Source organism: Chitinophaga sp. CCNWYY40, from assembly GCF_037483205.1.
Lineage (GTDB): Bacteria > Bacteroidota > Bacteroidia > Chitinophagales > Chitinophagaceae > Chitinophaga > Chitinophaga ginsengisegetis.
Map to the genome: position 1 here is coordinate 272888 of NZ_JBBHLF010000002.1, position 20520 is coordinate 293407.

General features: G+C 45.7%; 12 protein-coding genes and 1 tRNA gene. All 13 read left to right on the forward strand.

Going from position 1 to position 20520, the window contains the following annotated elements; all coding sequences use genetic code 11:
• Positions 1-13 precede the first annotated feature (13 nt).
• The 13 genes from V7S65_RS06775 (at position 14) to V7S65_RS06835 (ending at position 20519) form a co-directional block, all read left to right on the forward strand.
• The gene (locus V7S65_RS06775; protein WP_336388763.1) at positions 14-778 is read left to right on the forward strand and encodes a LuxR C-terminal-related transcriptional regulator; all 765 of its coding nucleotides are present in this window, start codon (positions 14-16) and stop codon (positions 776-778) included.
• Positions 779-989: 211 nt separating this feature from the next.
• Entirely contained in the window at positions 990-1604 is a 615-nt protein-coding gene (locus tag V7S65_RS06780; RefSeq protein ID WP_079467590.1) for an RNA polymerase sigma-70 factor, read from the forward strand.
• 86 nt (positions 1605-1690) lie between these two features.
• Complete coding sequence (locus tag V7S65_RS06785; RefSeq protein ID WP_079467589.1) at positions 1691-2704, forward strand: FecR family protein; 1014 nt, start codon at positions 1691-1693, stop codon at positions 2702-2704.
• Between the two features lie 51 nt (positions 2705-2755).
• A complete protein-coding gene (locus tag V7S65_RS06790; protein ID WP_336388762.1) occupies positions 2756-6238 on the forward strand; it encodes a TonB-dependent receptor in 3483 nt (1160 codons plus the stop codon).
• A gap of 19 nt (positions 6239-6257) precedes the next feature.
• Positions 6258-7865, forward strand: a complete 1608-nt coding sequence (locus V7S65_RS06795; RefSeq protein WP_336388761.1) for a RagB/SusD family nutrient uptake outer membrane protein — start codon at positions 6258-6260, stop codon at positions 7863-7865.
• A 27-nt stretch (positions 7866-7892) separates the two neighbouring features.
• A complete protein-coding gene (locus V7S65_RS06800; protein ID WP_111580433.1) occupies positions 7893-9017 on the forward strand; it encodes a SusE domain-containing protein in 1125 nt (374 codons plus the stop codon).
• Between the two features lie 8 nt (positions 9018-9025).
• On the forward strand, positions 9026-10171 hold the full coding sequence (locus V7S65_RS06805; RefSeq protein WP_336388760.1) for a glycoside hydrolase family 76 protein: 1146 nt from the start codon (positions 9026-9028) through the stop codon (positions 10169-10171).
• A 14-nt stretch (positions 10172-10185) separates the two neighbouring features.
• Positions 10186-11253, forward strand: a complete 1068-nt coding sequence (locus V7S65_RS06810) for a glycoside hydrolase family 76 protein (protein ID WP_336388759.1) — start codon at positions 10186-10188, stop codon at positions 11251-11253.
• A 200-nt stretch (positions 11254-11453) separates the two neighbouring features.
• Positions 11454-11858 carry a carbohydrate-binding protein gene (locus V7S65_RS06815; RefSeq protein ID WP_079467584.1) on the forward strand — a complete coding sequence of 135 codons (405 nt, stop codon included), beginning with the start codon at positions 11454-11456 and terminating at the stop codon, positions 11856-11858.
• A 75-nt stretch (positions 11859-11933) separates the two neighbouring features.
• A tRNA-Leu gene (locus V7S65_RS06820) sits at positions 11934-12017 on the forward strand.
• Between the two features lie 1051 nt (positions 12018-13068).
• Positions 13069-16626, forward strand: coding sequence for a PKD domain-containing protein (locus V7S65_RS06825; RefSeq protein ID WP_336388758.1), 3558 nt, complete (start codon positions 13069-13071; stop codon positions 16624-16626).
• A 245-nt stretch (positions 16627-16871) separates the two neighbouring features.
• Positions 16872-19409 carry a hypothetical protein gene (locus tag V7S65_RS06830; protein ID WP_336388757.1) on the forward strand — a complete coding sequence of 846 codons (2538 nt, stop codon included), beginning with the start codon at positions 16872-16874 and terminating at the stop codon, positions 19407-19409.
• A gap of 6 nt (positions 19410-19415) precedes the next feature.
• A complete protein-coding gene (locus V7S65_RS06835; RefSeq protein ID WP_336388756.1) occupies positions 19416-20519 on the forward strand; it encodes a hypothetical protein in 1104 nt (367 codons plus the stop codon).
• Position 20520: the final 1 nt, after the last annotated feature.

The following is a 20520-nucleotide window of genomic DNA, read 5'->3' on the forward strand; positions in this document are numbered from 1 at the left end:
TCTCCCTCGTACCATGAAGATTCGCATTTATGAAGAAACCAGGAAGGTCTGGAATATACTGGCTGAGCGCAACGACCCGCCGGATCTGGCGCTGGAGATGGAACTACACAAGAAGGTGCTTAGTTTTTTCCAGGTGGGAGCGTGCTACTATTTTATATTTAATGCGGTAAGGGGAGAACTCGACTACATGCATCCGGGCGTATCCGAAGTACTCGGTTATAACGCGGATGAATGTACAATTACCGAGATGATGTCGCGTATTCACCCGGAAGATGTACCGAGCTTCCTCGAATTTGAGCAGGCGACAGTGGATTTCTTTTCCCGGCTGCCGCCGGAAAAAGTACTGAAGTATAAAGCGCGCTACGATCTGCGGCTGAGGAAAGCCAATGGCGAATATGTGCGGATACTGCAGCAGGCCACCTGCATACAGCACGATGAAACCGGCGCTGTATTGCGCACCTTATGTGTGCATACGGATATTACCCATCTGAAATCTACCGGCCGCCCGGTACTGTCTTTTATAGGGCTGGATGGAGAGCCTTCCTTTACCAATGTGGAAATCAGGAGAACGCTCACGCCCAGCAGGGAAGTCCTGACCAAAAGAGAAAAAGAGATCCTCCGTTTGGTGCTGGCCAGTATGCCCAGCCGGGAGATCGCCACGCATTTAAATATCAGTAAGCTTACGGTGGACAAGCACCGTAAAAACATGCTGAAAAAAACAGGGATCAAATCGGCAGCCGAGCTGGTGGTGAAGGCGGTAAAGGAAGGGTGGGTGTAAGCGGAATCCCCGCTGGTATTGCATAAATGCGCTATTGAATATCGATTTATTTATATATCAGCAGGGATAATTGTTTATATTGATCTTTTTTTATAACATTGTCATTGCAATGATGTCAACCAAAGTTTCACGATAAACAACCAGAACAATAAAAGAGAACCGCTGATTCTCGTTTTTTTTGTCCACTAAGCAAAAACGTTTTAGCATACACATGAAGATGGATGAGATTAGTGAATGGCAGATGCAGATTGCGCGTTATGATGATGAACAGGCATTTGCCCGTTTGTTCCGTCATCTGTACGACCGTTTGTTGCATTTCTGTATCCGGTATGTACATGTAAGGGAAGCGGCAGAAGAAATAGTGTCCGACGTTTTTGTAAAGCTCTGGAACCGCCGCAAGGAAATAGAGGAGGTATCCAACCTGGAGGTATATCTTTTTGTAGCCGTAAAAAATCACTCACTCAATTACCTGGAGCAATATTCCCATCTGCGCATTGTACCGCTGTCCGGTTCGGATACAGCCGACCTGCGTAACAGCATCGACCTGGAGCGCGACCTGGAATGGAAGGAGATGCGTTTTAAAATGGACCAGATCGTGTCCGCGCTGCCGGCCCAATGCCGCCGCATTTTTCAGCTGATCAAGGAAGACGGCTTCAAATACAAGGAAGTCGCGGAAATCCTCAATATCTCTCCCAGAACCGTGGAAACGCAGCTTTTCCGCGCCATGCGCCGGCTGAATGAAGGGTTGGGTTCCATCGGCAAAACCAAAGGCGTATTGCCTCCGCTGATCATTTTACTGGCCATCTCCTGCCGGATGTTGTACTAGCACGACCCCCTCAAAATTTTTTTTCTCCGCTTGTAAGTAGTTTTCCTTCCGCTACCTGTCCTTATACCTGAACACGATTCCATTTTATGATAAACGAAGAACATTTCGTCTTACTGGTTACCCGTAAACTGGCGGGAGCTGCAACCCCCGCAGAACTGGCGGAGCTGGATGCCCTGCTGGAACAGTACCCGGTACTGAAAGAAAAATATCATCATCTCCACCACTATTTTAAAGACCCGCTGCACCTGTCGGCCGGAAACACGGAACAGGCCCTGCAACGGACGCTGTCTAAGATAAAACAACAAACGACTAACATCCATCCGATGGAGCCTAAAAGGTCCGGGAGATGGAAATGGGTAGCCGCTGTTGCTGCTGCCATATTGTTACCGGTTGGCGCCCTCTGGTTTTTTAACGCTACACGTCAAACACCGGATGCCGGACGGGAACAATGGGTGAAACGCAGTAACGGCAAGGCTACCCGGTCGTTTATTGAACTGGCCGATGGCAGTAAGATCTGGCTCAATGCGGAAAGCGTGATCACTTACCCCGAAAAGTTCCGGGGCGATAGCCGCGAGATCTTCCTCGAAGGGGAGGCCTTTTTTGATGTAGCCACCAACGCCAAACGTCCATTTATTGTACACCTGAAAAAGGGTACCATCAAAGTACTGGGTACTTCTTTCAATATCCGGGCCTATGAAAATGAACCTGTGCAAACCGCCGTGGTAACAGGCAAGGTGGCCTTCATTCCCCGTTATGAAGGCACTAAAAAGATCAGCGATACCATCCTGGTAACGCCGGATGTAAAAGTAACCTATACCGCCAGCAGCGGTACTCTGATCAAAGGCAACACCATCGGGTCGGAAGATAAAGCCTGGACAGAAGGACGGCTTATTTTCAGAAACGCCACACTGGAGGAAATCGGCGCCAGCCTGCAACGCAACTTCAACAAGCGGGTAGAGTTTGAAGCCAATGCACCCAAACAGTACCGGTTAACCGGGGCTTTCCATAATAATTCCCTGGAAGATATTATGTACTACCTCAGTAAATCAAAAGCATTCCACTACCGCATCACCGATTCAACATTAGTTATAGGAGAATAACAAACATCAAGCCCACACCAATATTTATTCATTTTTAATCACCACTACGTTATGAGAAAGGTATTATACAAGCCTTCTTTTCGTCCGCCTTTCCTGTCGCTGATAATCTGCTTATCGCTGCTGAGCGTGCTGGATCTGCACGCGCAGGTAGCCTATGCGGCAGGGTTACGCCGGCAGGTGCAACATCAGCCGGTAAAGGAACGGGAAAGACCTCCGGCAATGAACCGACTGATCAGCCTGCAGGTTGATAATGCCAGCCTTGCACTGGTACTGGAAAAGATTGAAGCACAAACCTCCCTGGTTTTCGTGTATTCCAACGATGATATTAAAGCCGCACAAAAAATATCCCTGAATGTAAAGGATAACAAACTGGATGATGTACTGCAGATGATCCTGCTGCCGCTGGAAATCAACTATGAATTCATCGCCAATAAAATTATCCTGAAGCGTAGTAATCTTACTGCCAACGGTGATCAGCAGCAGGATATTACCATTACCGGCCGCGTAGTGGATAACAAAGGCCAAACTATTCCCGGCGCCAACGTGCGTGTAAAAGGAATGAGCGTTGGTACCGTTACCAATGCAGAAGGTAATTATACCCTGAAGATCCCTGCCAGCGCCGCTAATGGTACCCTGGTGTTTTCTTCTGTAGGGTATGTATCTTCTGAAATATCCATCAGTGGAAGAACCAGCATCATTGCCATGCTGAATGTAGATTCCAAAGACCTGGGTGAGATCGTGGTAACAGCTTATGGCCAGCAAAAGAAAACACAGGTAACTGCTTCCATCAGCACCATTAATTCAAAAGATATTACCAGCAGGCCGGCAGTAAACATGTTCCAGGCATTGCAGGGACAGGCGCCTAACCTCATCATGCAGCAGAACACCGCCGAACCCGGCGCTCCGATGACAATGAACATCCGTGGAGTAGGTAGCTTAACCGGCAACGCTCCACTCGTGATCATTGATGGCGTGCAGGCAGGAGGTAATGGTTTGCAGAACCTGAACCCCTACGATGTGGAAACCATTTCTGTACTGAAAGATGCCGCATCCGCCGCTATCTATGGTTCACAGGCCGCCAATGGTGTAATCTATATTACTACGAAGAAAGGTAAAAAAGATGATCACCCCTCTGTTACCTACAATGGTATGTACGGCTGGCAGATGCCTACCACACTGCCCCGGCAGATGGAAGCATGGCAGTACATGACCCTGAAAAACGAAGCCCTCGTAAACTCCGGTAAAACGCCGCAGTATACGCCGGGTGATATAAAGTCGTGGCACGACCGTGGTTCCGAACCCGCCATGCTCACCGAAATGATCCGTAAATATACCCCGCAGCAGAATCATAATTTAAGCTTAAGCGGTGGCGGCAAAACCAGCAGCTATTTGTTGTCGCTCGGATACCTCGATCAGGGCAATATGCTTCAGAATAAATATGTGCCGCAGGACTTCTACTACAAACGCTACAATGCCCGCCTCAATGTATCGGTAGATGTAAGCAAGTATGTGAAAGTAAGCGGTAACGCAGCTTACACCCGCTCTAATTACCGCACACAGGTATCTGATATCGGCTTCCTGATGCGTGATGCCATGCGCGTACCACGTACCACTGCCGTGAAAGATACGCTGGGTAACTGGGTAGTACCACCGCTGACGAGTAACAGCGTAATGGCTTTACTGGCGCAGGGGGGATACAAACTGAGAACAGTAGATAACCTGATGGGTGGAATCGACGTAGTAATCACACCGGCAGATCATTTTAAGATCAACCTGAATGCTTCCGGTAATTATAATATTGATAACACGGCTACCCGTATTAATAAATTCACGTATGCACCTTATTATACTACTGCTACACCGCCGTTGTACAATGAGATGCACAACTCCGAATATAAAGACCTTACAACAAACGTGTACGGTACTGTGGAATATGAAAACACCTTTGCCAAGCATTACGTAAAAGGACAGGTGGGTGTGCGCAGTGATGCCGTGAACGAAGGCTATGGTTTCCGTGCCGACCGTTTTGGTACCACCAACCTGGACAACGACTGGGCGATCGGTGGCGGTTATATTCCCAAACCGGATGGCACCTATGATTACAGGGATATCGGTACGTATAACGATATGAGCAATCCTAATTTGTATGCGCTGAATTCTCTTTTCGGAAGATTTAACTACGCTTACAATGATAAATACCTGGCAGAAGTAACCTGGCGTTACGATGGTTCTTCCAAGCTGGCTCCGGGCCACCGCTGGCAGTTCTTCCCGGCGTTTTCACTGGGATGGAGAGTAACAGATGAAGCCTTCATGGAAGAAGTAAAGGATAAGATCGGCAACTTTAAACTGCGCTACTCCTGGGGACAGGTGGGTAACTCCAACATCGGAGGATTCAACTATCTCTCAAGGGTGAGCATCAATAACGCCAATTATGCCTTTAATAATTCCATTGCTCCCGGTAATACTTTCTCTACTTACAACGACCTGTTGCAATGGGAAATTTCTACCATGAGCAACTATGGTATCGATGCAGATTTCCTTAAAGGTGCTTTAACAGCGTCTTTCGATTATTTTAATAAGACAACAGACGGGATCTATCTTTTCCAGACGGTACCGGGAACCGCAGGTACAGCCGCTCCGCTGGAAAACGTAGGTAAGGTAAATAACAAAGGCTGGGAGCTGGCAGTGAACTACCGGCTGACTACCGGTAAATTCCATCACAACTTTGGCTTCAACCTCGCCGATAACCTGAATAAGGTGATTAAATTCGGCCAGGAATCTGTTCGTGGTTCTGACGTAACCTTTATTATTAAAGAAGGATTTCCCATCGCTTCTTACTACGGTTATAAATCCGAGGGGTTATACCAGAACCTGGATGATATAAAGAACGCGCCTAAAGTACCGTTTGCCTACAACCAGCAGGTAATGCCGGGAGATGTGAGATATATAGACCGTAACAAAGATGGCGTGATTGATGAAAACGACCGCTACATCTTTGGTAATCCTTTTCCCCGTTACACTTTTGGCTTTAACTACAGCGTGAGCTGGAAAAACTTCGACCTTACCATGTTCTGGCAGGGGGTGGGCAAGCGTTCCCAGTTCCTGAGAGGCGATATCGTGGAGGCATTCCATAACAACGAAGATCACGCCATGGTGCAGCACCTGGATCGCTGGACGCCTACCAACCCGGGCGCTTCCTACCCACGGTTAACCATCGGTTCTGCAGATGCCAACAACTTCGCTTATTCCGACTACTGGCTGTTTGACACCAAGTACCTGCGTCTGAAAAACTTCCAGCTGGGATATAACCTGCCTGCATCTTTATTAAGCAGGGCACGTATCCAGGGTGTGCGGGTGTACTTTACCAGCCAGAACCTGATAACGATCATGCCTAAACGCTTCCGTGAAATAGGCGTGGACCCTGAGTTTACACAGTTTGATGATAAGTTGTCCATGTCTAATTACAATCCTATTGCAGGACGTAATTATCCGAATGCGGCCACTTTTGCTTTTGGTCTGGATGTTAAGTTTTGATGCCTAAACAATCAATTGTATGAAGAAATTAGTTTTATCAATATTAGTGGCCGGCACCTTATTCAGTTGCCGTAAACTGGATCAGCCGATCACCCGGGAGTTTACTGAAACTGCCTACTGGCGTGATTCACAGGATGCCCTCGACGCATTGACTGCCTGTTATGAACATCTTTCAAAAGATGATTATTATTTTGGAGATGAAGCGCTGAGTGATAATGCGTATAACAGCGGCGGCGGGCTGATCAACGTAAACGCTATTGCCAACGGCGGTTATGATGGCGCCAATGGCCGTGTATCGGATACGTGGTCTTATTATTACACTACTATTCGTAGGTGCAATACCGTTACCACCAACATCGACCGGGTACCAAACATGGATGCTACGCTGAAAGCCCGCATCCTGGCAGAAACCCGCTTTATCCGTGCGTACGCTTACTTCCAGCTCACTGCCTGGTATGGGGATGTACCTTTTTATACAGACCTTATCACCATTGATGCTTCCCGCACCATTGCACGTACCGATAAGAACACCATCCAGGAGTTTATATTAACGGAGCTGGCGGATATCCAGAAAGACCTGCCCACTAATGCGCAGCAGTCGCAGAACGACCGTGGCCGTATTACCCGTGGCGCAGCAATAGCCATGAGCGCCCGTGTACACCTGTTCCGCAGCGAATGGGCAGCCGTGGTAACAGATTGTGAAAAGCTGATCGGTAAAACCGAGAATGGCACCTATGCTTTATTTGGTAACTACAGCACCCTGTTTACCGTAGCCAATGAATACAACAGTGAAGTGATCCTGGACCTGCAATATGGCGGTGGCAGAACATACGACAAGCAACGTTCCTTTATGCCGCAAACCATTGCTGCGTTGAGAAGTGTGCTGGTGCCTACCCAGGACCTGGTGAATGATTACATCATGACCAACGGTAAAGCTATCGGGGAAGCCGGTTCCGGTTATAATGAGAACACGCCGTATGTCAACAGGGACCCGCGTTTTGAGGCTACTATCCTGCATCATGGATCTAAAGTAATAGATTTTGCAGGAGCCGAACAAACCATTCTTACCCAGCCGGGTTCTGTACCTGCTACCAATACGGTAGATGATCAGGGTGCTTCTCCCACCGGTTATTACTTCTATAAATACTACGACCGCGCAGCTACCAACTACGCTTCGGGATTAAACCTGGTCATGATCCGTTATGCCGATGTACTGCTGATGTATGCAGAAGCGAAAAATGAACTGGGGCAGATGAATGCGGCCGTATGGAATCAAACCATTCAGCCTATCCGTGTGCGTGCCGGCTTTAACGATGCAGGCGCCACCCAGTTTAATGCAGCGCTTAACCAGGATCAGCAACGTGTGGTGATCCGCAGGGAAAGAAGATCCGAGCTGGCGTTTGAAGGACTGCGGGTTTATGATATACGCCGCTGGAAAACCGCCGATGTAGTGATGAACAGACCGGTAAGGGGCATCAAAGTAACTTCCGGCGCTTTCAATAAAGATCCGAACGGTTACATCATCGTGGAAAACAGGTTGTTTACAAATCCAAAGCATTACCTGTGGCCGGTGCCAACCGTAGAACGCGATCAGAATAAAAATCTTTCACAAAATCAAGACTGGTAATATCCTTCCACCTAAAACTGTAATAACATGCAAAAATATCTGATCATCATACTGAGTGTTTTATTCTTTAGTTGTAAGAAAGACGATTATTCACTCAACACCAATATGCAGCCGGTGCCGAAACTAACTGCCCCGCTGGACAATAAGTATATCAAGCTGCAGCCTACTACCAGCGCCACCGTGAGCTTTGAATGGGATCAGGCGCGTGCGGAAGATGGTTCCCTTGTGCAGTATGAAGTAGCGTTTGATAAAGCAGGCGGCGATTTCTCTTCACCCGTGGCAAAATTTTCCTCTGATGGAGGTGGCGTACAGAACAAGCTGACCTTGTCGCATAAAGACCTGAACAGCGTAGCAGGTAAAGCAGGCATCGCTTCCCTGGCCACCGGTAAACTGATCTGGACGGTGCTGGCATCCAAAGGATATAATATCCAGAAGGCCGCCGAAACAAAAACCATTGAAGTAGAAAGGCCCAACGGTTTTGCGGAGATCCCTACAGATGTGTACCTCACCGGTGAAGCCACCGAAGCGGGCGCTGACCTGTCGAAAGCCCTGAAGCTGAAGTCCACTGCTCCGGGGGTATACGAAATTTATACATCTCTCAAAAACGGTAAATATCATTTCACCAGCAGGAACACCGGTACACCGGATGTTTATTCCATTGCCGGTACAGCTGTAAAAGAAGGTGGTGAAAGTGAACAGACCACAGGTACTAAAGTGTATCGTGTGCGCCTGGATTTCAATAACGCCGCTGCAACTGTAACGGAAATAGGTACTATTGGTCTTTGGTTTGCGCCATTGAATAAATTTTTATTCGAGATCAATTACGCCGGTGGCGGCACCTGGAAAATCCAGAGCCAGCTGATCACGTTCAAACAGGAGTCATGGGGCCGTGATGAGCGTTACAAATTCCGTATCAACGTGAAAGACAGCGATGGCAATGCCGGTGAAGAGTGGATAGGAAGTTCCAATGCAGATAACAACCGTCCGACTTCCGCTACGCCACTGAGTTTCTGGGAACTGCGTCCTATCACCAACAATGACCAGTGGAACTACTGTTACAAGTTTGCAACAGAAGCGGACATGAAGAATTGTGATGTGAACCTGTACTTCACCACGGATAAAAATTACACCCACGAAATCATCGTAAAATAATGACTGCTATGAAGCTGATACGATATTCCCTTTTGATGCTCTCCCTGGCCTTCACTGCGTGTTTGAAAGAACCCGTGGATGATGGCCCGGGCCCGGGAGCCAACAAGGCACGTTATGTTTTCGATTGGGCGCAGATAGGGGATTCCTCTTTGCAGGGGCTCACCAGCAATTTCTGGAACCAGGAAAAATACTTTAACGCCAATAATGCAGGCGGTACAACCTTCAACTACTGGCCCAATGCACATGCACTGGACGTACTAACGGACGCCTATATACGTAAAAATGACCCGGCCATCAAAGCCCGTATGGATGATTTGCTGGCGGGCATGAAAACAAAGAACGGCGGCACTTACATCAACCATTTCTATGATGATATGGAGTGGATGAACCTTGCCTGTTTACGCGCCTTTGAAGCCACCGGTGATATTAAATATAAAGATGTGGCCGTGTTGCTGTGGAACGATATTAAAGGCGGCTGGGACGATGTGTGGGGTGGTGGTATCCACTGGAATAAGGATAAATCAAAGAATTATAAGAACACGCCCGCCAATGCGCCCGCGTGTATTATTGCCTGCCGGATGTACGGTCTTACGCAGAACCCGGATGATATTGCCTGGGCCAAAAAGATCTACGACTGGCAGAAAGCCACGCTGGTGGACCCGGTGACCGGTCTTGTATGGGACGGTATCAACCAGGACGGCAGCGGACAGGTAACCAAAAACTGGAACTTCACCTATAACCAGGGGGTGTTTATTGGGGCAGGCGTGGAGCTGTATAAACTCACCGGTCAGAACGTGTACATCAATGATGCGTTGAAAACCGCCAACAACGCTTTAGCCGGAGGATTTACCAATGCCAATATCCTGAAAGATGAAGGCGGCGGAGATGGCGGCTTGTTCAAAGGGGTACTGGTGCGTTACCTGATGTTGCTCATCACAGATGGCAGCATCAGCAGCACAGATGTAGCAAAGTACGCTGCTTTCCTGCAGCTGAATGCAGAAACGTTGTGGCTGAAAGGCACTACGCGTCCGCAGGTATTATTTAACAAGAACTGGACTACCACAGCTACCAGCAGCGATCTGACCACCCAGCTGAGCGGCGCCATGCTCATAGAAGCGGCGGTGAAGCTGAAGAGCATGGGACTGATGAAGTAATGAAAATGATAGAGATGGGGAGAAGAATAGTGAGGATTACCTTTTGGTGTTTGCTGTCTGCCGGCAGCGTATTTGCCCAAAGCAACAAGCAGAAGGCAGAGATGCTGCAGCAGGCAGTGAATAAATATTTGTATGAGCGCAAAACCGGGTTGTACATTCAAACCAGCGACCGTACAAAGAATCATAATCCGCATGCCGACCTGTGGGGCCTTTGCGGGCTGATACAGGCCACCAATGAAATGGAACGGATCCATCCCGGCAAAACCTATATGGCGCCGGTGGTGGTGGCTATTAACCAGTATTATGATGCCATTCCGCCCGCGCCGGGATACGCCTCCTACGTAGTGAAGGAAAGGCGCGAGGACCGTTATTACGACGATAACCAGTGGATTGGTATTGCCTACCTCGATGCCTATACGCGTACCAGGAAGAAATGGTACCTGGATAAAGGAGAGGAGATCTACCGTTTTATGATGACAGGTTATGATACCGTTAGCGGCGGCGGTTTATATTGGAAAGAAAGAGACATCACCACAAAGAATACCTGCTCTAACGGACCGGCTATTTTACTGGCGCTGCAATTGTACGATGCCGTTCATAAGCAAACCTACCTGGATACAGCCTTGCTGTTATACAACTGGGTAAACAGGTATCTGCGCGATGAAGACGGCGTATATTGGGATGCTATAAAACCGGCAGAAAATAACCGTATTGATTCGGCCACGTATACTTACAATGCCGGCGTTATGCTGGAAGCCAATGTAAAGCTGTATCGTATTACAAAGCATACGCAGTATTTAAAAGAGGCCCGTCATATTGCGGAAGGCAGCTACCGGCGTTTTTTCAGGAACGGACGGTTTCCTTCATCGTACTGGTTTAATGCCGTGTTGCTGCGGGGATATGAGGCGCTGTACAAGATAGATAACAATCCGAAGTACATCCGTGCCATGCAGGAGTATGCCGATAAGGTATGGGAGCAGGACCGGAACGGCAGCAACAACCTGCTGGGCAACCGTCCGGAGAAGGAGTTGCTGGGCCAGGCGGGGATGATGGAAATTTACGCCCGGCTGGCGGGTATATAGCCCTGTACAATAGAGAATTTACGCCCGTAACAATCGTTGTTACGGGCTTTTTTGTGGGTATAGACTGACCAGCCCAGGTTATTATTTTGCTATAATATTACATAATTCCTTAATTTAGGATTTTTATTATTAATTTATCACCGGGAAAATTCATTCCTGGTCATCAAAAAAAAGAGAAGAAGACAACCTATCCTATCCTTATGAGGCTGATGTTATTGCTGCTTTTTGCTTTCGTGCCGGTATCTGTTATGGGACAGACGGTGGCGCCGGCGGCTAAAAAGGGGAATCGTGCAACAGAATTCCAGATGAAGGAGGGTAGTTATCTCAGCTTTGCCCAGGTAAATTTAAGTCTTGGTGAAATAGGCTTCCGCGTGGAAGTGGCATCGGAGCATAAAAAGAGCAATGCCCGGCTCGAGTTCCGGATAGATAAACCCAAAGGTAAAATTATTGGCACCCTTGATATTCCTTATACAGGAGACAGTACTTATGCGTTGAAGTTAACGGGTAACCTGCGTCATGCCGAAGGTGTGCATGATCTGTACCTGGTGGCGAAGGGCGGGATGCCTTTCAGCATTACGGCATTTGGCTTTATTTTTAACTATTAGTGTAGGCGTTGGCGTTATTTTTTTGGAAAATTAAAATAGCTGCTTATCTTTGCGCTCCCTGACACAATATCAGTTGCCCAGATGGCGAAATTGGTAGACGCACTGTGTTCAGGTCGCAGCGCCTGCAAGGGTGTGCTGGTTCGAATCCAGTTCTGGGCACGAGATGGACAAATCGAAAATTGCTTCGGTTTGTCCATTTTTATTTTTATCAAAATCCGCATTCAGACCGCATATTAGCTTGATGGCTTCATTGAGTCCGGCGGTTCGATAATGACTTCCGTCAAAAACGAGTTTTTCGTGGAAAATCGAACCAATAATTTGCCACGATAGCTTTGTAATCGGAAAAGGCACAGGGTACCATTGTGGTATTACAACAGGAACTAGTCCAGCTGAATAAACTCATCTTTGGCAGCCGTCCGGAGCGATTTATACCGTCTGCTGTTACAGGGCAGAAAGATTGAGCCCTATACCATCGTTTGTAAAATTGAACCCCGATTTAAATCTCACCGTATCCTGACCGGTAATAGCAATAGCTGTATCACTGAGGTTTTCAAGCCGGAGCAGGCGAAATTTGGTGGGTTCCTCTCCTTTATTATGCAGAATACCGGATATGTACTTTATAGTGTTCTCAATAATAAGTTCCGCGTAATGAACTTTAACGCTATCCCTTTTAATCTAAAAGCTGGACTGGGGAAAGGCCGGCAACACAAAAAAAACACTTAACAAACATGTAGTTAAATACTTCATGGCAAAGGTAATTAGGGTTGATCTGAACTTCGAATATAATTAATTACATGAAAGTGTTATTGTTTTTTGTACCCCTAGCCTGTACCTTAGTTTTATAAAAACAGTCACCTAAATAAGTTAATCCAACAAGGATTTTTTTATACAATGTCATGTACCTTACCTATATAAGATAGTGGACGTTCTGCATATTCGTGATTTTTTTAGTGCCTATATCTCCTGTATCTTATCCCCGGATAAACCCCTTGATATTGTATGATACTATTAAGATATCTTGTTGAATAGCAATTGCCGTTTTGTACCCTTATTCCAGGTCCTAATATCTATGATTTATATGTTTAAGTTCTATGTTATTGGTATTTTTCGTTCGGTCAAGCTGCTGATCCAGAAATCCGACAGAGGATACAGCACGCTAAAAGAGGTACGAACGGCTACGTGATTCAAACATCCCTAAAAATACCTAATAATGAAAAAGCAATTTTTCAAGAAACTTCGAGTGTTACTAACACTCGCCTTGTTAACCATAACCCATCTGGCTCTTGGGCAATCAGCATTCAGAGTTAAGCAAGATACTGTCATGGTTGTTGGTGCTGAGCTCCAGGTAAAAAATGCCTCCAAAAATGTACAGGGCTTTCTGTATAACCAGGGCGATGGAAATACAGTATTCAAAAAACTTTCCCTGGAAAATATAGGAGACAGTGCTATCGCTATTGCCGGACAGGATACTATACCGGTAAGGTTCTCCGGCGGTGGAGGTGTTGGTGTGCCGCCTGTTTCGCTGGCTGCTATGTCTATTGATGCCAACAGTATGCAGCTGAAATGGTGGCAGTCAGACAGGGAGCTGTATCAGTCGCCGAAGATAGCCCTGATTGGAGACAGCCAGGGGGCGGGGAGTTATGCCAGTACACCGGCCAACTCCATTGCCGGAAAGCTGCAGGCTTATATTTATGCAGTATCTTCCAATGCACGGCTGACGAACTATTGTAAAGATGGATATAATTCCCGCAATCTGGCGCCTACAGGCAGCAATAGCTTTGTAGACTCGACGATGAACGTCACCAAGGCAATTGCTGATGGGAATAATATTATTATCCTCATTAATACCAGTAACGACTATGCATCCCAGGCCAGTGGCGGTGAGATGTCTACAGAAGAGGCGCTCTCTAATACCTTGCTGATAGACGAAGCCTGCAAAAAAGCTGGTGTACAGTTGTTGGTAATGAGCAGTATTCCCCGTACGGCTTTCGGTGCTCCACAGCGCCTTAAACTGAGGCAAACTGCAGATAACCTGCGTAAAACTTTCGGAGCCAGATGCATCTATGCGTATCACCTCCTGGAAGACCCTGCTAATCCCGATGTATTACAACCTTCATTGCAGTTCGGCGATAATATCCATTTGAATGACCAGGGGTACCTGGTAATGTTTAATGCAATGAGGAATGCACTCGCCAGCTATTTTACTTCCAATACCGATGTTGTTAAGTACATTGTACAACGGAGCGCTTATATAAACGGCCTCTATAATGATTTTAAAACTATTACATCACCTTCTGAAAACACACTTGCTATCAGCCCTGATAGCAGCTTTTACCGAATGCGGATCTATTTCCGGGACGGGTATTTTTCCAACTGGAGTAATGTAGTCAAAGCTGTAGTTGATGATAATATCCCAGGGGGGCCAGGAGGGAATGGAATAACTGTCAATGCAGGTTTAGATCAATATTTAAATGAAAATATTAGTACTACCAACTTTTATGGAAACGTAACAATCAACAATCCTTCTCTTTCAGTTGCTTCCTATCAATGGTCAGTTATTTCTAATATAACAGGCGTTACATTTTCAAACGTAAACGGTATAAATACAGGAGTTACAGGAATTCCTGTTGCTGCCAGATCTACATATCGTTTAACTGTCACTGATAATCATGGTTCAACTTACACTGATGATATTGATGTATCAGTTGCCAGACCATCGGATATGTTTAGTTCAGGAGGTTATTTAGACAACAAATATGATTCTAATAACCCAAATTTGAAAACATGGGTTTACTTGCCACAAGGTTATGATTCATTAAAACCAGGTGGTTACCCTTTAATAATATTCTTGCATGGAGTTGGAGTTAATGGCGTTGAGAATAACGATGATATTAATCAATTATTACTGGAAGCTGAAGGATTACCATACTTTTTGCATGATAAGTTGTTTCCTATGCAGTGTGTTGTTGTTTGTCCTCAATTGCATGATGGACTTTGGACTTTAGCAACCGCACAAAAAGCACTTAATTATGCTGTTAATGGATATGCAATTGATTCAAATAGAGTATATGTAACTGGTTTGTCTTCTGGCGGTGCAGGAACAACTAACGTTGCTTTAGGTAATCCAAATCTGTTAGCTGGTGGTATCGCTTCCAATACAACTTTTAATGATGTAGCACTTACAGGGAATGGAGATATAGTAAAAGATATACCATTTTTGTTTGTCCATTCTTATAATGATACAAGAGTTCCGTTCACTTCCCAATATTCAACCTTAGATGATGTTAATAGCATCAATGCTGCCAATCCAAAAGGTATATACCCTCCATTAACGTTAATAGCCTGGAATAGTGAACATGATAAGGGTACATGGAATAATTATGTTTATGATAAAAGAATTGCCCCATTTGATTTTGAAACTGACTTTTTACTTTTTCACAGCAAAAACTTAACAACTACCTGCAATAATTATGTTACAAAAGCAGAAGAAAAATTGAAGTTTTATGATTGGTCCAGAGCAAAATTAATTGTAGATAAATTGAACAATGGAACTGATAAAATGAATTTTACAAACCGATTGAATACAGTTTTGGATAGTCTGACAACCGCTAAAGATCATAAGTATTATATGTTGAATCTTGGCAGTAATTCAACTTTTAACTTATATACTATCAACAACGTTACTTCAGCGGCTAACAATACAACTGTATCAAATTTGAAAGACATTAAAAATGGTACAAGTACAAAAGGTTTTACAGTAGTTAGCAACCCTGACGGAATTACAACTGATGGACTTAATCATAATTACATGGGTATGAGTGCCGATATGTTCAAAACAGCATTCAAATACTCAAATGTTAATCCAGCGCAATGGAAGTTAACCGGACTGGATGTAAATAAATATTATGATGTAATTATATACAACTCTAATACTTCAGGAGCTTTATTTAATTCAAATAATAAAACTGGTACCAGGTCAGAATTGAACGGCAGTATCGCTCAAAGTAGATTGGAGGGTTTTAACACAATGTTTACAACAGACCATTATAATGTTAAACCGAATGCATCTGGAGAGATAGTTATGAATATGTCCGCTTTAGCTAATTTTCAATTCAATCAGAACATATCCTATTATGGTCAAACCGTTGCAATATTATTGATTGAAAAAACAACAACGGCTAATCCAAGAACCAATTTTGGCAAATTTAATTTCGCCAGCACAACCGCTGCTTCTCATCCTGACTGGGCAACTTTAACAGGCGACCCAACAGCATCAATTCAAACAGCAACAGACCCTGTATCAGGTTGGTCAATCAATACTGTTAGTACTGATCCAACTCATTGGGCAAAGTATGGTGGTAACTATGGGAATGACAATGAAGCTCCTGCTAATATTTATACCGATATTTTTCCAGCAGTTGTTTCTAAAAGTGCGAGGTTAAATTATGCTTTGAATTTTAATCCAGCTACACAAAACTATAACTATGAAGTAATTGGTGTGCCTGGAATGGGCTTACCTGCAGGCACTTACAATGTGAAGATACTTTCAAGTACTACAGCTGATTTTGCACCATCAAAAATTTGGGTAAAAATGGGTAGCAGTAATGGAGTATGTGATAATACAATTGTAGGTAAGGATAATGTTAACAACTATCTTTCTTATACAGGTTATTTAAAAGATGGAGAAACCATAAAAATTGGTTGCTATATGCCGGATGTTTGGGGTTTGTGTTTTATGAATGCAGTGATCGTTGAGAAAGTAGATTAATGCGAGGAACTTTTCGTAAAGACGTTAGCTCATGAACTGTGTCCCTGGTAGAAAATGTAACACCAGATGCAAACGGGAATATCAACATTGCGGTGTATCAGTCAGCTAATTCTGCTATATACGGCTCTTTTTCATTCCTGAATGCATTGATATGCAAGAAAAATAACCCGCAGCAGGGTTGCTTCCCCGGATAGCGTTCCTGCTGCTTCCCAGATAAATAATCCCTATACCATGAAAATTTTTATATGGCAAAAGTTATAGCGGCGTGGTGTACCTGTGTGCTACTTTCCGTCACCGTTCATGCTCAAACGGTAAAAGTAAATGCCCCCGTTAAGCAACTGGAGGAATATGCCAAAAAAGCTGGGCTGCCTATGGGTAACCCTATGTTGCAGATGATACTCGCAGACTCGCTGAACAAAAGGTCAGCCATGGCACAGGCTAAAGCATATCTCCGGCAAAATCTTCCGGCTGTTCCGGATGTAGGCGCCGGCAAATATCTGCAGGAATCCGCCCGGCAGGAATTCTTTCAGTTTATCGGTAATTCAGCCGGTAAACAGCAGCTCACGCAGTTGCAGCAAGGCATGAGTACCATCAAAGACACTGCCCGTATCCGTCAATACATCGCGGATAAACTGCGGGGCTTCTATGCCTTACGGGATGAAACGGGCGTGAATAAGCTGTTAAATGCCGGTGCGTATAGTAACAGTCTTAAAGAAGCCAGTGCCGGTGCTTTCGCAGAAAATACGCCGGGCATGCCTATGCTGGGTGCCAGCGTTACAATAGGGGATCAGCTGATGATAAAGAATATACCCGTTAACGTGAGGTATTCAAATATTTCAGGACAAAGTACCTGGAACAATCCCTTTGCGGATCAGTCGCTCGTGAAGTTTTCATTTGATAAAGACGCTTACGTAAAACGCCTCAATAGCATAGTCGAAAAGAAATATGATCTCAAAAAATACTTTCTGAAAGACATTGATATCAAAAGCGCGGTAAAATCCTTTACCAACAGCCGGTTGGAAGCGCTCCAGCAAAAACTCACGGAGCTGGGAGAAAAGCAGTCAGCCGCCTTCGGCCAATTGCTCAACAGCGATCATATCATCCAGCTGGATTCGTTGCAACTACGGAATGAGTTACTGAACAATAGAGCCCTCGGCATTACAGCAGAAGACCTCGAGCCGGTTGTTGCGGCATTGCAGGATAGTATCTTACTGGCGCATCCGGTGGCCGACAGCAGCCTCAATGGACTGTTGGAACACTTCCGTACAGCCAGTGCAGCCAGAAAATATATGGCGGGCGTTTTTGCGCTGAAGAAAGAAGTAGGAGAAGGCCTGCAGGCTAAATCCATTATCTCAGACGAACGGGTGGCGGGAGGAAAAATCAACGGGCAACTGGAAGAGGAGAGCAACAAAATCAGGAACATTAAAGAACTGTTGCCATTGAGCGGTCTGCAACGCCTGTTATTAAGTGCCAAACAACTCGACATCGGTAACATTGCGGCTTCCGGAAGTAAAGGTGGGGTACAGGACTTGTTTATGTCCGGTATACAAACCAGTTTCCTGAACAACAATAAATTCCTGATGCTGGGTGCCGGAAAGCGTATCGATGGCGGAACAATAAAAGACCTTGCTTTTAATTCATCGCTTGATCCGGGGGCTTATAGCATGCAGTTCCTGCAAATGGGCGCCGGTGATATTACGCAGCCACACAGCCATGCAGGGGTCGTGAACGCCAATACCAAAAGCGATTCCCGCCGCCAGTATACTACCCTGAATTTACCTAGAAATACTTTTGTAGGCGCTTTTTCGGAAGATATCAGCCTGGGTAGTTATGGCCGTATCGCCGCACAATTATCGAAGTCCAATAACCAGTTTAAGAATTCGGCAGTAGGTAATGACCCGATGCTGGCCAGTAAGGCTGCTGCATTATCGCTGTTCAACGATTTCTGGGAAACCTTGTCTGTGGGGCTCGACTACAACGGGCAGGTAAGCGAGTGGAATATGAACCAGCGTGCCTATGTCAGCTATTCTGGCCTGGGATATAATAACCCGGCGTCTCCCGGAGCAGGAAGAGGAACGATACGTTACGGGTTAAAACTGAAAAGAAACTGGTATAAAAATAAACTGGTGCTGGGAGTAAGATCCGATTTCCAGGATATCAGCTCTTCGGCCTTGACTTCCAGCAAATGGAAAAACAGGCAGTTTGCTATTGATGGTCGCTGGAAACTGAATAAGAAGATCGCCTTTGATGCGCGTTTTAACCAGTCGGCCATGAAAAGCACCGGTGAAAAGGCAGCATCCTTTCAGTATATGACCCGGCAGTTATCGCTCGCTTCACAGGTGCAGGGAAAAATGGCCGCGCTTCCATACAACAGCAATATTATGCTGGGATATCAGCAGATCGATATTTTGCCACAACACAGCACCTTACTGAATATTAATATTAACCACAACCTGGTGATCAGCTCACATGTCCTTTCGTTAAACCTGTTTTACAATAAAGATATTAAGGGTGAAGCGGTATATGCCAACCTCCTTACGGTTGAAACGGGATGGACCTACCAGGTGTGGAAGAAAATAAGCTGTAGCAGCGGTATGACCTACCTGGATAATAAGGCGGTGGTGCAGCAACTCGGTTTCAGGCAAACTGCCGGCACCAGTGTGTTGCCCCGGTTAAATGTGAATATGTATGTTGACTGCCGTAAAAACCTGTTGAATACGCCACAGAACTATCTGTTCGGCAACTTCAGAAGTGAACTGGCTATTTCTTACCAATTGAATTAAGTACCTATGTTAAAGTTTTATCAGGGAGTGATTTTTTTGATGCTGTTTTGTACTGTTCAACTCCGTGCCCAGGTATCCTTTGTTTTTATCCCGGAACTGCATGGCCGCACATTGGATGGCCTGTTGCAGGTGAAGCTGGCGAATACCGGCAGCCAGTCGCAACTGGTAAGTCTTACCGTAAAAGTATCTGCTGCCGATGCTGGCAATATTGTCAGTATAAAAACACCTGCCTTTCAGTTAATGCCTGGCACGAACTCCTTACCGGGTGGATTGATTGCCAGATCTGCCATCCGCTTTGCAGAAAATAAGGTGGCCACTATCTGTCGCCAGTCCGGCTACTTTACGGAAGGGGATTACGAATACTGTTTTGAACTGAATGCCGGTGATCAGTCGCACCAGGGCGAAACCCTGGGCGACCAGTGCTTCGATTATTACCTCCAGCCGTTTTCTCCCTTGCTGCTATTGAACCCGGCAGAAGAAGACAAGATCTGTAACAAGCGACCACCCTTTTTCTGGCAACCACTATTGCCGGCTGTTCCGGGGGTACAATACCGGCTTGTACTCACAGAAGTGAAACCCGGACAGGCAAAGGTAGAAGCACTTAATTACAATATGCCTTTGATTAACCAGCTGGGCATTAATTCCCCCATGCTTTTTTATCCTTCTCTGGCAAAAGATCTTATGCAGGGAAAAACGTACGTGTGGCAGGTAAGCGCCTACAAAAATGATATGCTGCTGGTGAACTCCGAGATATGGGAGTTTACTGTGTTCTGTGAAGAGGAAACCGCGGCAGTAGTGCCGGAAAGCTTCAGGGATATTACGGATCTGACAAAAGGTAATTTTTATGTGGCCCGCGGAAAAGTGCTGTTTGCGGTAGAAAATGTGTACGACAAAGCCCCGCTGAATTATAAGATCCGTTGTATCACCAGGCCCGAACTGGAAATGCGTAAACTACCAGCGATCAAACTGAATCGGGGAAATAACCATGTGGTCATACCCCTGGCAGAGAACAGGTCATTCGTGGATGGCTACTATTACCTGCTGGAGTTGAAGCTGCCTAACGGTGAAGAAAAACAATTAAGATTTCTTTATAAAAGTGAAACGGAATAGC